The organism is Streptomyces sp. GMY02 (assembly GCF_019056675.1).
Lineage (GTDB): Bacteria > Actinomycetota > Actinomycetes > Streptomycetales > Streptomycetaceae > Streptomyces > Streptomyces odonnellii.
On sequence record NZ_CP077658.1, the window covers coordinates 731,981 to 746,987 of the forward strand.

11 protein-coding genes are annotated in these 15,007 nt (G+C 70.5%); 5 read left to right on the forward strand and 6 right to left on the reverse strand.

Annotated elements, in window-relative coordinates; genetic code table 11:
- Window positions 1-89: 89 nt before the first annotated feature.
- From KQY30_RS03085 to KQY30_RS03100, 4 genes are all read right to left on the reverse strand, one after another.
- Window positions 90-1,490: an SDR family NAD(P)-dependent oxidoreductase gene (locus KQY30_RS03085; RefSeq protein WP_254407526.1), complete on the reverse strand. Its 1,401-nt coding sequence runs from the start codon at window positions 1,488-1,490 to the stop codon at window positions 90-92.
- Window positions 1,491-1,732: 242 nt separating this feature from the next.
- Window positions 1,733-2,494, reverse strand: coding sequence for a GNAT family N-acetyltransferase (locus KQY30_RS03090; protein WP_217305440.1), 762 nt, complete (start codon window positions 2,492-2,494; stop codon window positions 1,733-1,735).
- The gene (locus KQY30_RS03095; protein WP_217310700.1) at window positions 2,491-3,411 is read right to left on the reverse strand and encodes an NADP-dependent oxidoreductase; all 921 of its coding nucleotides are present in this window, start codon (window positions 3,409-3,411) and stop codon (window positions 2,491-2,493) included. The genes KQY30_RS03090 and KQY30_RS03095 overlap by 4 nt, the downstream gene beginning before the upstream one ends.
- A gap of 260 nt (window positions 3,412-3,671) precedes the next feature.
- Window positions 3,672-6,257 carry a PA14 domain-containing protein gene (locus KQY30_RS03100; RefSeq protein WP_217305441.1) on the reverse strand — a complete coding sequence of 862 codons (2,586 nt, stop codon included), beginning with the start codon at window positions 6,255-6,257 and terminating at the stop codon, window positions 3,672-3,674.
- Between the two features lie 206 nt (window positions 6,258-6,463).
- Here KQY30_RS03100 and KQY30_RS03105 point away from each other — a divergent pair, with 206 nt between their 5' ends.
- The 5 genes from KQY30_RS03105 to KQY30_RS03125 all read left to right on the forward strand — a co-directional run bounded on the left by KQY30_RS03105 (window position 6,464) and on the right by KQY30_RS03125 (window position 12,468).
- Window positions 6,464-7,489, forward strand: coding sequence for a LacI family DNA-binding transcriptional regulator (locus tag KQY30_RS03105; protein ID WP_217305442.1), 1,026 nt, complete (start codon window positions 6,464-6,466; stop codon window positions 7,487-7,489).
- A gap of 345 nt (window positions 7,490-7,834) precedes the next feature.
- Entirely contained in the window at window positions 7,835-8,929 is a 1,095-nt protein-coding gene (locus KQY30_RS03110) for an ABC transporter substrate-binding protein (RefSeq protein WP_217305443.1), read from the forward strand.
- Between the two features lies 1 nt (window position 8,930).
- Window positions 8,931-10,472 (forward strand): sugar ABC transporter ATP-binding protein, encoded by a 1,542-nt coding sequence (locus KQY30_RS03115; RefSeq protein ID WP_217305444.1) that lies wholly within the window; start codon window positions 8,931-8,933, stop codon window positions 10,470-10,472.
- Window positions 10,469-11,437, forward strand: coding sequence for an ABC transporter permease (locus KQY30_RS03120; RefSeq protein ID WP_217305445.1), 969 nt, complete (start codon window positions 10,469-10,471; stop codon window positions 11,435-11,437). The genes KQY30_RS03115 and KQY30_RS03120 overlap by 4 nt, the downstream gene beginning before the upstream one ends.
- A gap of 50 nt (window positions 11,438-11,487) precedes the next feature.
- Window positions 11,488-12,468 carry an ABC transporter permease gene (locus tag KQY30_RS03125; RefSeq protein WP_217310701.1) on the forward strand — a complete coding sequence of 327 codons (981 nt, stop codon included), beginning with the start codon at window positions 11,488-11,490 and terminating at the stop codon, window positions 12,466-12,468.
- 45 nt (window positions 12,469-12,513) lie between these two features.
- Here the strand turns inward: KQY30_RS03125 and glgC are convergent, their stop codons facing one another.
- Complete coding sequence (gene glgC, locus KQY30_RS03130) at window positions 12,514-13,731, reverse strand: glucose-1-phosphate adenylyltransferase (RefSeq protein ID WP_217305446.1); 1,218 nt, start codon at window positions 13,729-13,731, stop codon at window positions 12,514-12,516.
- A gap of 57 nt (window positions 13,732-13,788) precedes the next feature.
- A complete protein-coding gene (glgA, locus tag KQY30_RS03135) occupies window positions 13,789-14,964 on the reverse strand; it encodes a glycogen synthase (protein WP_217305447.1) in 1,176 nt (391 codons plus the stop codon).
- Window positions 14,965-15,007: the final 43 nt, after the last annotated feature.

Here is a 15,007-nt window from a genome sequence, read left to right on the forward strand (position 1 = left end):
TGCCGATTGCTCGGTATTGCCCGGCATTGCCCGGTGCCGATCAGATCCGGTCTCATCCGGCCGATCCGGTCTGATCCTGCCCGTGCCGGTCACCAATTGGCGGGCGCGTAGTCCTTGAGGAAGCAGCCGTAGAGGTCCTCGCCGGACTCGCCGCGCACGATCGGGTCGTACACCCGCGCGGCTCCGTCGATCAGATCGAGCGGCGCGTGGAAGCCCTCGTCGGCCAGCCGCATCTTGTCCGGGTGCGGGCGCTCGTCGGTGATCCAGCCGGTGTCGACGGCGGTCATCAGGATGCCGTCGGACTCGAACATCTCCTGGGCGCTGGTACGGGTGAGCATGTTCAGCGCGGCCTTGGCCATATTGGTGTGCGGATGACCCGCACCCTTGTAGCCGCGGCTGAAGACGCCCTCCATCGCGGACACGTTCACCACATAGGCGCGCCGGGCCGCGGTGGCCGCCATCGCCCGGCGCAGGCTGCTGATCAGGATGAACGGCGCGGTGGAGTTGCAGAGCTGGACTTCGAGCAGTTCGACCGGGTCGACCTCGGAGACGGTCTGCACCCAACTGTTGGTGTCGTGCAGATCGGGTACGAGCCCGCCCGCGTCGATCGCCGTACCGGCCTCGATCCTGGCGAGGCTGGCTGAGCCGCCGACCAGGGCGAGCGAGGTGACCTCGGAAGCGGTCAGGGCCTCGCTGCCCGCGGCGGGCAGGACGGCCTGGGCCCCGCTGCCGAAGGCGCCGATGACCCGCGAGGCCGGGAGTTCGCCGGCGGGCAGGGGCGCGGACTCGGCGGCGAGGAGTTCGCTGTACGCCTGCGGGGACCGGCGTACGGTCTGGGCCGCGTTGTTGATCAGGATGTCCAGCGGGCCTTCGGCGGCGACGGAGTCGGCGAGGGCCACGACCTGCGCGGGGTCCCGCAGATCGATGCCGACGATCTTGAGCCGGTGGATCCAGTCGTCGCTGTCCGGCATCGCCTTGAAACGGCGTACGGCGTCGCCGGGGAAGCGCGTGGTGATGGTGGTGTGGGCGCCGTCGCGCAGCAGCCGCAGGGCGATATACATCCCGATCTTGGCCCGGCCGCCGGTGAGCAGCGCGCGCTTGCCCGTCAGATCCGTACGGGCGTCCCTGCGGGCGCGGTTCTCGGCGGCGCAGCGCTGGCAGAGCTGGTGGTAGAAGGCGTCGACCTCGGTGTAGCGGGTCTTGCAGATGTAGCAGGAGCGCGGGCGCTGGAGTATGCCCGCGATCTCGCCGGTGGCCGAGGAGGACGGAAGCAGGCCCTGGGTCTCGTCGTCGATGCGCTCCGCCGAGCCGGTGGCGGTGGCCTCGGTGACGGCCTTGTCGTGGGCGGTCTTGGCGGCCCTGCGCTCCTGGCGGCGGCGCTGCTTCACGGTCCGGTAGATACCGGCGGTGGCGCGCCGGACCACGATCGCGTCGGGGTGGTCGACCTCCAGCCGGTCGAGTTCGCCGAGCACGCTCAGGCAGACGGCCATGCGCTCGGGGTCGATGCCGGGACCGTACGACGGGTCCCCGCCCTGCGCCGGAATCCCGCCGTACGCCGGGCTCTCGCCGTGCGCGGGGCCGCCCTCTGTCACCGTCATCGCCGCTGCCGTTCCTCGATCGCTCGTAGCTCGCCCGTACACCGGGGTCCCGTGTGGAAAGTTTCTGCCGTCGCCGACATCCCCGCAGGTCAGGAGCATACCGACGGGCCGGGTGTCAACAAAATCCAGCTATCTTATCCGGCTTGTCCTGCGCTCGGCCGCCGGTCGCCCTCCTCCGGGGTCTCCGGGACGCGCAGGGCGAGGAACGTGGTCTTCCTGCGGAGGCGGAAACCCAGCGATTCGTACAGCCTGATGGCGTTCGTATTGCTCGCGGCGGCGTGCAGGAAGGGGGTCTCGCCGCGGGCTCGGATGTGATGGGAGACCGCGAGGACGAGCCGGGCCGCGAGTCCCTGGCCGCGGAATTCCGGGGCGGTGCACACCGCGCTGATCTCGGACCAGCCCGGCGGGCGCATCCGTTCGCCGGCCATCGCGACGAGGGCGCCGCCGCGCCGGATGCCGAGATAGGTGCCCATCTCGACGGTGCGGCTCATGAAGGGGCCCGGCTGGGTGCGTTCGACCAGGTCGAGCATCTCGGGCACATCGGCGGGGCCGAGGAGTACGGCCTCCTCGTCCGGTGCCGCAGCCACCCCGGCGTCCACGAGCTGGACCCCGTCCGCCCGGAACGTGACCTCCCAGCCGTCGGGCGAGGGCCCGCTGTAGCCCGCGAGCCCGACGGTTCCGCCGGGCCCCGCGAGCGCGGCGGCGTCGGCCCAGTCCTCGGCGGCGGTGCCGTCGCCGGTGCCGGGCAGGGCCACCCAGACCGACACCTCGGGCTGGTACCGCAGCAGCCGGCCGCGCCGCTCGGCGAAGTGCGCCTGCGGCCCGGTCAGCGCGGAACGGGCAGGGTTGTCGAGGGGGTGCGGGGACGGTTCGGGGCCGTCGGACCATGTGCTCACGCGGCGACCTCGATCACTATCTTGCCGCGGACATGGCCTTCCTCCACCGCGCGCAGTGCCTCGTCCGCGCGGTCCAGCGGAAAGGTCCGGGTCACATACGGGCGCAGTGTGCCGTCCAGGACCAGCTTGGCGACCTCGTCGAGGACCTCCGCGGTACGGGCCCGTACCAGTGCCGCGCCGCCCAGTTGGGGCACCGTGCCCTTGTCGGCCGCGCTGATCAGTTTCGTACGGTCCGCCACCAGCTCGGCCACGGCCCGCAGATCGTCGCCGCCGACCAGGTCCAGTACCGCGTCGATCCCGCCGGGCGCCGCGGCCCGTATCCGCTCCACGAGGCCGGGGCCCGACGGGACATGGACGGCGCCCAGGGACTCGACGAAGTCCTTCTTGCCCGCGCTCGCGGTGCCGACGACCCGGATGCCGAGCCCGCGCGCGATCTGTGCCGCGGCCACCCCCACTCCCCCGCCCACGCCCGTGATCAGCAGCGTGGCACCGGGCGCGAGGTCCGCCTGGCGCAGCCCGTCGTACGCGGTGGCCGCGGCGACCGGCAGCGTGGCCGCGTCCGTGAACGAGAGCGCGTCGGGCTTGTGCGCGGCGACCGCGACCGGCAGCAGGGTGTACTCCGCGTAACCGCCGGTGAGTGTGGAGCCGAAGACCGCGTCCCCGACCGCGAAGCCCTCCACACCCGGTCCCGTCGCCTCGACCACGCCCGACACCTCGCTGCCGAGGACGGCGGGCAGTTCGGCGGGCGCGGAGCCGGGCCTGACATAGCCGTTGCGCAGCTTCCAGTCGACGGGGTTCACGCCAGCCGCGCGGACCGCCACCAGGAGCTGTCCCGGGCCGGGGCTGGGCACGGGCAGCTCGGCGAAGGTCTCCACCTCCGGGCCGCCGTGCCGGGTATGGACATACGCCTTGGAGATGGCCTTGGGCATGGTGCTCCTCGTTCCTGCCGATCACACCGGACCGCCGCCCGGCACAACAGAGTGTGCAAGGCGGCTGGCCGGATCACTATTCCCACGGCGGACCAGGAAGGGCGGTTTCTCCAGGACCGCTACGGTCCGCGCGTACGAATGACCGGACCGTGAGCGCGAAGGGCCGGTCCGGGACGGAAACGGAGCGACCCCGGCCCGCCCAATACACGGGCGGACCAGGGCCGTTCAGCCGGTTCAGGACGCAGGGATCAAGAGCCCGCGCACTCCATCGACGCCGGATCGGAGGCGTCCCGTATCAGCGCCTCGTGCGCTGCCCTCAGCCGCTCCGCGTCCGGCTTCAGCACCGTACGGTCATAGGTGAGCAGTCCGTTCAACTCGCCCTCCACATCGCTGATCTGGGTGTAGACCGCACCGTTGCTCCCCCGGCAGGCCAGTGATCTGACGTTGTCGAGCTGCGCCAGATACTCGTCGGTGTACGCGGCCTGGTCGACCCCGACATAGGTGTGCTGCACGGGCCACGCATGGCCGGGCACCGCGAGTCCGAGACCGCCGTACTCGCCGCTGACCAGGGCCCTTCTGCCGTCGGGCGCTGGGATTTGGGCGCTCGGATAGCCGTGCGCGTCGGCGATGTCGCCGTTGCCGCCGTCGACCGCGCCGCAGCAGTTGAGGCCGCTCATGTTGTTGATCAGCCGGGTCGGGTCCCATGCCTTGGCCTGGTCGGCGACGCGCGCCTGGTCGTACTGGCCCCAGCCCTCGTTGAAGGTGACCCACATGATCACCGAGGGGCTGCTCGCGTGCTGGTCGATCATCTCCTTCATCTCGTGCTCGTACTGGGCGCGGGACTCCGCGTCCGGGTTGACCGTGTTCATCGCCGGCATGTCCTGCCAGACCAGCAGACCGAGCCGGTCGGCCCAGTAGAACCAGCGGTCGGGTTCGACCTTGATGTGCTTGCGCACGGAGTTGAAGCCCAGCCGTTTGTGCGTCCTCAGGTCGTACGCGAGTGCCTCGTCGGTGGGCGCGGTGTGCAGCCCGTCGGGCCAGAAGCCCTGGTCGAGCGTGGCCATCAGGAAGACCGGCTCACCGTTCAGGACCGTGCGCGGGGCGCCGTCGACCGTTTCCACGGCGATCGAGCGCATACCGAAGTAGCTGCCGATCCGGTCCGCGCCCGCGGTCACCTCCAGCCGGTAGAGATACGGGTCGTCGGGCGACCAGAGCCGAGGATCGCGGACGGGCACGCTCAGCGGCGCTCCGGTGCGGCCGGTGGCGGTGCCGACCTTGCGCCCGCCCGCGTACGCGGTGGCCGTGACCGGCACCCCGTCCCGTATCCCGCGCACCTCGACGGCCAGCCGCTCCCCCGCCACATCGGGCGTCAGCTTGAGCGAGTCCGCGTGGTCGGGCGCGACGGGCTCCATCCAGACCGTCTGCCAGATGCCGGAGGACGCCGTGTACCAGATACCGCTGGGGTCCAGGCGCTGTTTGCCCATCGGCGGGTTCTCGCCGTCGGCGGCGTCGGTGGGGTCGTACACACCGACGATCAGCTCCTGGGTACGGCCGGGCTTGAGCGCGTCGGTGACATCGGCGCTGAACCGGTCGTAACCGCCCTTGTGTTCGGTGACCTTGGTGCCGTTGACATACACCTCGGCCTTCCAGTCGACGGCGTCGAAGTTGAGCTGGAGCCGCTTGCCGTCGCCGATCCGCCAGCCCTGCGGGACGGTGAACGTACGGCGGTACCACATCCGGTCCTCGTGCCGCTCGACACCGGAGAGCTGCGACTCCACGGGGTACGGAACGAGGACGCGCTCGGCAAGCGTCCTGCCGACGGGCGGGCGTTCGCCCTCCTCAGCGGCGGCGAACTCCCAGCGCCCGTTGAGGTTCTGCCAGGCGTCGCGGGTCAACTGGGGCCTGGGGTACTCGGGATGGGCGTTGCCCGGGCCCACGTCCTTGGCCCAGGGGGTGCTCAGTTCATAGGTGGAGGTGTTGGGCCCGCTGCTCCAGAAGGCCGCGACGGGCTTGCCCTCCTTCGCCGCGAGCCCGCCCGCTCCGTCGTACCGCACATCGGCGGTGCCGCCCTTGCCGACGACCGGTTCCTTGAGGCTCACAAGCAGCCGCCGGGTGTCCGCGGGGTCGCTTCTGACCGAGCCCAGCGGCCAGACGGCGCCGCCGATGACCGCGCCGAGATGGGCGGCGAGCCCGGCGGGCGGCCGGGCGAGGCTCTGGGCGAAGTCGAGCCGGAGGGTGCGGCCGTCGGGCAGTACGGTGGCGGCGAGGGCTCCGTCGTACGCGAAGCCGTCGGGGAGCCGGAAGGCGGACTGGGGCACCGGCCGCTTCGTACCGCCGGGCTCGGTCCACCTGAGGTGCAGATTCGAGCCGCCGTAGTGCTCGAAGTACTCCACCTTGATGTCGTAGGCCTGACCTGCCGTCAGATCGATGGGCTGCGCGGTCTGTTCCCTGTCCCAGTCGTCCACCCAGTGGTCGATGGCGAGGCTGCCGTCGATCCAGAGCCGGAAGCCGTTGTCGCCGATGATGGAGAAAGTGTGCGCACCACTGGTCTCCGGCACGATCTTCCCGGTCCAGCGGACGGTGACATCGTCCGCCCGTCCGGTGGTGGCGGTGAGTCGTGGTTCGAGGTTGCCGAAGTCGATGGCGGGGTCAAAGGCGGTTGCCTTGAGTTCATGGAAGTCAAAGGCTCCCGGGGCGGACTGGGTGTAGTACTCGCCCTTGAGACCACGGGCCTCGACGGGATCGCCGGCGGCCGAGGCGGCCGGGACCGCGGTGAGTCCCGCGACGCCGAGAACGGCGGCGAGCAAGAGGGCCAGTTTTCTTCGGATGCGCACAAGTCCTCCTTGAAGCTGAGGGTGGCGGCTCGTTGCGGCTCGTCACGACAGTCTGTACAACGTTGGAAGGAGCGGCAGTTGGCATGACAGCATGCCGTTCGTCCGCTGTCCAGGGTCCTGACGGAGTGCGGATCGGCGCCATATATAACGTTGTACAAAATGGGCGGGGGCGGATCCTCGGGGGCCGCCCCGGAGGGGAAGTGCCGATGAACGTCAGCCTCAAGGATGTCGCGGAGCGCGCGGGCGTCTCCATCAAGACCGTGTCGAACGTGGTCAACAACTACCGGCATGTGACACCGGCGATGCGGGAGCGGGTCCAGCGGGCGATCGACGAGCTGGGCTACCGGCCCAATCTGACGGCGCGTCATCTGCGCAAGGGGCGTACGGGCATTCTCGCGCTGGCCGTGCCCGAGCTGGGCAACCCGTACTTCGCCGAGCTGGCGGGCGCGGTGATCGATGTGGCAGCGGAGCACGAGTACACCGTGCTGCTCGATCACACCGGGGGCCGGCGCGAGCAGGAGATCCTGGTCAGCCAGGGGTTCCGGGCGCGGGTCATCGACGGGCTCATCCTGAGCCCCATCGAGCTGGAGCCGGAGGATCTGCTCGGCCGCGACCACGACGCGCCGCTGGTGCTGCTCGGCGAGCGGGAGTACGACCTGCCGTACGACCACATCGCGATCGACAATGTCGCGGCGGCCAGGACGGCGGTCCGGCATCTGCTGGAACTCGGCCGCACCGGGATCGCCTTCCTCGGCGCCCGTACGGACCGCGTCAACGAACCCTCACAGCTCCGACTGCGCGGCTGGCGCACGGAGCTGACGGCGGCGGGGGTCCCCGCGCCGGACTCGCTCGTCGCGCCGACGGGCGGCTGGGACCACGCGGACGGCGCGGCGGCGATGGCGCGGCTGCTGGACTCCGGGGTGCTGCCGGACGCGGTCTTCGCGTACAACGACCTGATCGCCATCGGGGCGATGCGGGTGCTGTCGGAGCGCGGACTGCGGGTGCCGGAGGATGTCGCGGTGGTCGGCTTCGACGACATCACCGAGGGCCGCTACGGCACGGTCACCCTGACCACGATCTCCCCGGCCAAGCACACCATCGCCCGGCTCGCGGTGCAGTCGGTGGTGGAGCGGCTGCGCGACGGCGCGACGGCCCCGGAAGCCGCTTCGGCACGTGAACTCCGGGCGGATTTCACCCTGGTGGAGCGGGAGAGCACGCTCGGCCCTGTCTGACACATCCCGCCTGGCCTGCGACGCCCGGCACGCACGCTCGCTGTGTTGTCGGAGTCAGTCAAGTACGTCCAGTACGAGACTGATCCTCCGCCTTGCGATCGCACGCACCGGACGCCGCAGGCCCCGCCCTGCGGGCGGACGGCGCTATGTGTCAGACAGGGCCTCGGCCGACCGTGACCGCGGGCCGGCGGGCTGTTGTGGCAGGAGGGGTTTACAGGTCTCGTACAACGATGTAAAAAGCCTTCCGAACACTCTCCACGCACGCTCAACGCACCGATCGACCGTACGAGTTGACCTCCCGTGGGCGCTCAGCGCGCCGGGGCCGCGCCGAGATGGGGTTCCGCCATGAAGTCTTCCGCCGTCCGCCGCCACACGACCACGACCGTGCTTGCCGCCGCTCTCACCGCCGCCCTCGCGCTCACCGGATGCGCGAAGTCCGAGGACGACGCGGCCGGTGACACCTCCTCCGCAGCCGACGACAGCGGCGCGGGCCAGGTGGTCGCCACTCCGAGCGCCGGGAACACCGGGACCTGCGCCATCGACCGGTTCGGCGGCGCGAAGACCGATCTCGCCACCGCGACCGTCGGCTTCTCCCAGTCCGAGAAGGAGGCCAACCCCTTCCGGATCGCCGAGACCGCCTCCATCAAGGCCGAGGCGGAGAAGCGGGGCGTCAAGCTGCTCACCGCCAACGCGCAGAGCCAGTTCTCCAAGCAGATCAGCGATGTGCAGGACCTGATCGCCAAGGGCGCCGATCTGCTGGTGATCGCCCCGCTCAACTCGGACGGCTGGGGCCCGGTGCTGCGCGCCGCCGCGGCGAAGAGGATCCCGATCGTGACCGTCGACCGGAAGATCAACGCGACGCCCTGCAAGGACTATGTGAGCTTCATCGGCTCGGACTTCATCGAGCAGGGCAAACGGGCCGCGGACCGGATGATCGAGGCGACCGGCGGCAAGGGCGAGGTCGCCATCCTGCTGGGCGCCGCCGGGAACAATGTCACCACCGAGCGCACCAAGGGGTTCAAGGACCGGATCGCGGCCGAGGCCCCGGGCCTCAAGGTGGTGTTCGAGCAGACCGGCGAGTTCGCCCGCGAGAAGGGCCAGCAGGTCACCGAACAGCTCATCCAGTCCAACCCGGACATCACCGGGATCTACGCCGAGAACGACGAGATGGGCCTCGGCGCGGTCAACGCCCTGAAGGGCGCGGGCAAGAAGCCCGGGGACGTCAAGATCGTGACGGTGGACGGGACGCGCAACGCGGTGCGGGGCATCGTCGACGGTTGGATCTCCGGGGTCATCGAGTCCAACCCGCGCTTCGGACCGCTCGCCTTCCAGACCCTCGACGCCTTCACCAAGGGCGAGGAGGTCGCCCAGGACATCGTCATCCAGGACAGCGCGTACACCGAGGAGAACGCCGAGTCCGGTCTGAGCAAGGCCTACTGACATGCTGTCGGTGACCGGACTGACCAAGACCTTCCCCGGCGCCCGGGCCCTGGACGGAGTGGACCTCTCCGTCGGGCCCGGCGAGGTCCACGCGCTGATCGGGGAGAACGGCGCCGGCAAGTCCACCCTGATCAAGCTGCTCACCGGGGTGTACCGGCCGGACGCGGGCGAGATCGTCCTCCAGGGCCGGCCGGTACGGTTCGCCACCCCGCTGGAGGCCCAGCACGCCGGGATCTCCACGATCTACCAGGAGGTCAATCTCGTCCCGCTGATGAGCGTGGCCCGCAATCTGTTCCTCGGGCGCGAGCCCCGGGGGCGGCTCGGGCTGATCGACTTCGGCCGGATGCACCGGGAGGCGGACGAGGCCCTGCGCGCGCTCGGCCTGCGGGTCGATGTACGAAGGCCCCTGCGCTCGCTCGGAGTCGGCGCCCAGCAGATGGTGGCGCTGGCGCGGGCCATGGCGGCGGACGCCCGGCTGGTGGTGATGGACGAGCCGACCTCCTCGCTCGAACCACGTGAGGTCCGCACCCTGTTCGGGGTGATCAGGGCGCTCAAGGAGCGCGGGATCGCGGTGATCTATGTCAGCCACCGGCTCGACGAGCTGTACGAGGTCTGCGACACGGTCACCGTGCTGCGCGACGGCAAGCGGGTGCACACCGGGCTCCTCGCCGATCTCGACCGGCTGAGCCTGGTGTCGCTGATGCTGGGCCGCGAGCTGGGCGAGGCGCGCGCCGCGACCACCGAGGCACGCGCGACCGGAGGCGAACCGGTGCTCGAAGCAAGGGATCTGACAGTACGTCACTCCCTGCACGGGGTGTCGGTGGCGGTGCGGCCCGGTGAGGTGGTGGGGCTGGGCGGGCTGCTGGGCTCCGGCCGCAGCGAGACCGCCCGGGCCGTCGCCGGGGCGCTGCCGCCCGACAGCGGTCAGGTGCTGGTGGCGGGACTTCCCGTACGGACCGGCTCCACACCCGCCGCGATCAGGGCGGGCATCAGTCTGCTGCCCGAGGACCGCAAGGCCGAGGGCATCGTGCCCGGACTCTCCGTACGGGAGAACATCGCCCTGGCCGCGCTGCCCGGACTCGCCCGCTTCGGGCTGGTCGACGACGCCAGGGTCGACCGGGTCGTGGACACCTTTGTGAAGCGGCTGCGGATCAAGACCGCCGGGCCGCACCAGAAGGTGGGCGAGCTGTCCGGGGGCAATCAGCAGAAGGTGCTGCTCGCGCGCTGGCTCGCCATGCGGCCCAAGGTGATGCTGCTGGACGAACCCACGCGGGGCATCGATGTCGGCGCGAAGGCCGAGGTACGGCGGCTGATCGACGAACTCGCGGACGAGGGGCTCGGGGTGGTGCTGATCTCCTCCGACATGGAGGAGCTGATCGAGGGCTCGGACCGGGTCGTGGTCCTCAAGGACGGCGCGGTGGTGGCGGAGCTGACCGGGACCGCGGTGACGGAGGAGCGGCTGCTGCGCGCGATCGCCTCGGAGCAGCCCGGGGCGCCGAAGCACACCGGGGTCCCGCGCGGAGCCGGAGGGGACGGAGCATGACGACTAATCTGACCGTGTCCCGGCGCGAACCCCTGGACCGCGCAAGGCTTCTGACGTTCCTTCAGGAGTACGGCGTCTATGCCGGTGTGGCCGTCCTGCTGCTGGCCAACGTGCTGTTCACCCCGCATTTCCTCTCGGCCGAGAACTTCCGTACCCAGGCCGTCCAGGTCGCTCCAGTCCTGATCGTGGCACTCGGCATGGCGCTGGCCATCGGCAGTGAGGGGGTCGATCTGTCGGTCGGCTCGGTGATGGCACTGTCGACCTCGCTGCTCTCGCTCTATCTCGGCTACGGCCCCTGGATCGCCGTGATCGTCGCCCTGATCGGCGGAGCCGCGGTCGGTCTGGCCAACGGCTCGCTGATCGCGTTCATCGGGGTGCAGCCCATTGTGGCGACCCTGGCGCTGATGGTCGCGGGGCGCGGGCTCGCGCTCGTACTGCTCCCCCAGCTCAAGGACGTCCGGGATCCGGGGATGGCCTCGCTGGGCTCGGGCGATCTGCTCGGCGTCCCGTACCCGGCGCTGATCGCCGCCGCGCTGGCCCTGGCCGTCGCGTTCACCGTACGGCGCACCACCTTCGGCCGGCAGCTTCTCGCGATCGGCGACAGCAGGCCGGCCGCGAAACTCGCCGGACTGCCGGTCCGCCGGGTGCTGATCACGGTCTACATCTGCTCGGGCGTGCTCGCCGCGGTCGCGGGCGTACTGGCCACCGCCCGGCTCCAGGCGAGCGATCCGACCTCGCTGGGGACGCTGATGGAGCTGTCCGCGATCACCGCCGTGGTGGTCGGCGGCACGCCGCTGAGCGGCGGACGGATCAGGATCGGCGGCACGGTGGCGGGCGCCGTGCTGATCCAGTTGCTCACGGCCACGCTCATCAAGCACGATCTGCCGCCGTCCTGGACGCAGATCGCCCAAGCAGTGGTGATCGTGCTCGCGGTGTACGCGGCTCGGGAACGGGGGAAGCGGTGACCACGGTGGAGACAGGCGACTCCGTCGAGGCCAGGGCCGGTTCGGTGCCGATGGCCGAGGAGCCGCCCGGTGCGGGCCGGGCCGAGCGGCTGAGCGCCCTGGCGCAGCAGCACGGCGCCCTCGTCACCCTGATCCTGGTGGCCGTCGCCGCCTCGATCGGCTTCGACACCTTCGCGACCGGCGACAATCTGGAGAACATGGCGGTCTCCTCGGCGTTCCTCGCCGTGGTCGCCCTCGGCATGACCTTTGTGATCATCACCGGCGGTATCGATCTGTCGGTGGGCTCGCTGTTCGCGCTCGGCGGGGTGCTCGCCGCCTGGGGTTCCCAGTACGGCACGGCCGTCGCCCTGCTGCTGCCGCTCGCGGTGTGCGGACTGATCGGCCTGGTCAACGGTCTGCTGATCGCCCGGGCACGGCTGGCTCCGTTCATCGTGACGCTGGCCGCGATGCTGCTGGCGCGCGGTGTGCTGCTGTCGGTCACCGACGAGGGTTCGACCACCTATCTGGTGGACGAGACCTCCTTCTTCGCCCGCCTCGGGCAGGACACCCTCCTGGGGATCGGCGTTCCGGTGTGGATCACGGTGGCGCTCTTCGTGCTGGGAGCGGTCGCGCTGCGCCGGAGCCGGTTCGGGCAGTACGTGTACGCGGTCGGCGGCAACGAGGACGCGGCGGCCCTGATGGGCGCCCCGGTGACCCGTACGAAGATCGCCGTCTACACCCTGTCCGGGCTCTGCGCCGGGCTGGCGGGCGCGCTGAACGCGGCCTGGCTGGTCTCCGGGGTGACCATTCTGGGTGCCGGTATGGAGCTGGAGGCGATCTCGGCAGTGGTCATCGGCGGCACCCTGCTGACCGGCGGTTTCGGCTTCATCAGCGGGTCGCTGGTGGGTGTGCTGCTGCTGAAGGTCATCCAGAACGTCATCAACCAGATCGGCTCGCTGGACTCGGCGTACCAGCAGGTCGTCAGCGGCGCGTTCCTGGCGGTCGTGGTGATCGCCCAGACCTGGCTGGGGCGGCGGCGCCGGATGCTCTGACCGTACGACCGGCCGTGTCACGGGCCGGGACCCGCGCCCGGCCCGTCAGAGCACCCGCTGCCCCTTGCCCAGCGCGATGATCCCGTTCGGCGAGACGGTGTACAGCTCCCGGTCGCGGACCGGGTTGACACCGATCGTCGCGCCGGGCGGGACATCCACGTTCTTGTCGAGGATCGAGCCGCGCACCACCGCGCCCCGCCCGATCCGTACGTTGTCGTGCAGCACCGAGCCCTGCACCACCGCGCCCTCCGCCACCACGACCCCCGGCGACAGCACGGACCGGGTGACCTGGCCGCGGATGACACAGCCGGGTCCGACCACCGACTCGCTCGCGATACCGCCCGCCACGAACCGCGCGGGCGGAAGCTGGCCGGGGTGCGTGTAGATGGGCCAGCGCCGGTTGTCGAGACGGAAGACCGGCTGGTCCGAGATCAGGTCCAGATGGGCGTCGTAGTACGAGTCGAGGGTGCCCACATCGCGCCAGTAGCCGTGCTCGCGGGGCGTCTCCCCCGGCACATGGTTGTCCTGGAAGTCATAGATCTGGGCCATGCCCCGCTCGGTGAGCATCGGCAGGATCGAACCGCCCATGTCGTGCACCGAGTTCTCGTCCTCGGCGTCCCGGTGCAGCGCGTCGACGAGGACCTTGGTGGTGAAGAGGTAGTTGCCCATCGAGGCGAAGACCCGCTCGGGGTCGCCGGGCAGTCCGGGCGGATCGGCCGGCTTCTCCAGGAACCGCTCGACCTGGGTGCCGTCCGTGGCGGGCGTGATGACCCCGAAGGACGAGGCCTCGGCGCGCGGCACCCTGATCCCCGCGACGGTGACACCGGCGCCGTTCTCGATGTGCTGCTTGAGCATCTGGCGCGGATCCATCCGGTACACATGGTCGGCCCCGAACACCGCGATGTAGTCCGGCTGTTCGTCATGGACGAGATTGAGGGACTGGAGGATCGCGTCCGCGCTGCCCAGATACCAGCGCGGGCCGAGCCGCTGCTGCGCGGGGACGGGGGTCACATAGTTCCCGAGCAGACTCGACATCCGCCAGGTGGTGCTCACATGCCGGTCCAGCGAGTGCGACTTGTACTGCGTCAGCACACAGATCCGCAGGATGTCGCCGTTCACCAGATTCGACAGCACGAAGTCGACCAGGCGGTACGTACCGCCGAAGGTCACCGCCGGCTTGGCCCGGTCCGCGGTGAGCGGCATCAGCCGTTTGCCCTCCCCGCCCGCCAGGACGATCCCGAGTACCGAAGGTCCGCCACGCATCGCCGCTCCCTCTGTTCGGGTTCTGTTCGGGTTCTGTTCGCCCGGGCACCGTCCGGGCTACTTGAGAAGCTCCTCGTACAGCTCGAACGTACGCCGGGCGACCTGGTCCCAGCCGAAGTCACGCACCGCGCGTTCCCGGCCCGCCGCCCCCATCCGGGCCGCCGACTCGGGCTCGTCGAGCACCCGGTTGAGAGCTTCGGTGAGGCCGGACTCGAAGGCCTCCGGATGGCGTTCGTCGTACGGTACGAGCAGTCCCGTACCGCCGTCGTCCACCACCTCGGGGATACCCCCGACCGCCGAGGCGACCACGGCCGTGCCGCAGGCCATGGCCTCCAGATTGACGATGCCGAGCGGCTCGTACACCGAGGGGCAGACGAACACCGTGGCATGGGTGAGGAGCTGGATCACCTCGGGGCGCGGCAGCATCTCGGGGATCCAGTGGACACCGTCCCTGGTCCTTCCCAACTCCTCGACCAGCTCACGGAACTCCCGGCCGATCTCCGGGGTGTCGGGCGCGCCCGCGCAGAGCACGAGCTGTGCGTCGGGGTCGAGCGCGCGGGCGGCGCGCAGCAGATGCGGAACGCCCTTCTGGCGGGTGATCCGGCCGACGAAGAGGACGAAGGGGCGCTCGGGGTCGAGTCCGATCCGCTCCAGTACGGCGGTGCCCTGGTCGGGGCGGTAGAGCCGGGTGTCGATGCCGTTGTGGATGACCCGCACCCTGGCGGGGTCGAGCGCGGGGTAGCAGGTGAGGATGTCGTCGCGCATGCCCCGGGAGACGGCGACGACGGCGTCCGCGGCCTCGATGGCCGTACGCTCCGCCCAGCCGGAGAGGGCGTAACCGCCGCCGAGCTGCTCGGCCTTCCAGGGGCGCAGTGGCTCCAGCGAGTGGGCGGTCACCACATGAGGGATGCCGTGGAGCAGTTTGGCGACATGGCCGGCGAGATTCGCGTACCAGGTGTGCGAGTGGACCAGCTCGCGTCCGTCGAGCGCCGCCGCCATGGACAGGTCCACCGAGAAGGTGCGCAGGGCGTCATTGGCCCCGTCGAGCCCGGCGGCCGCGCGATGGCGGACCACTCCCTCGTCCCGCGCGGGTGCGGAGTCCTCGCTCCCGGCCCAGCAGTGCACTTCGAGATCGGTCAGGGCGCGCAGTTCGCGAGCGAGGAATTCCACATGGACGCCCGCTCCGCCGTAGACGTCCGGCGGATATTCGCGCGTGAGCAGGCCGACTTTCACGCCATCCCCCGTTCTCGCGTTCCCGCCCGGCGATCGCAGCTCT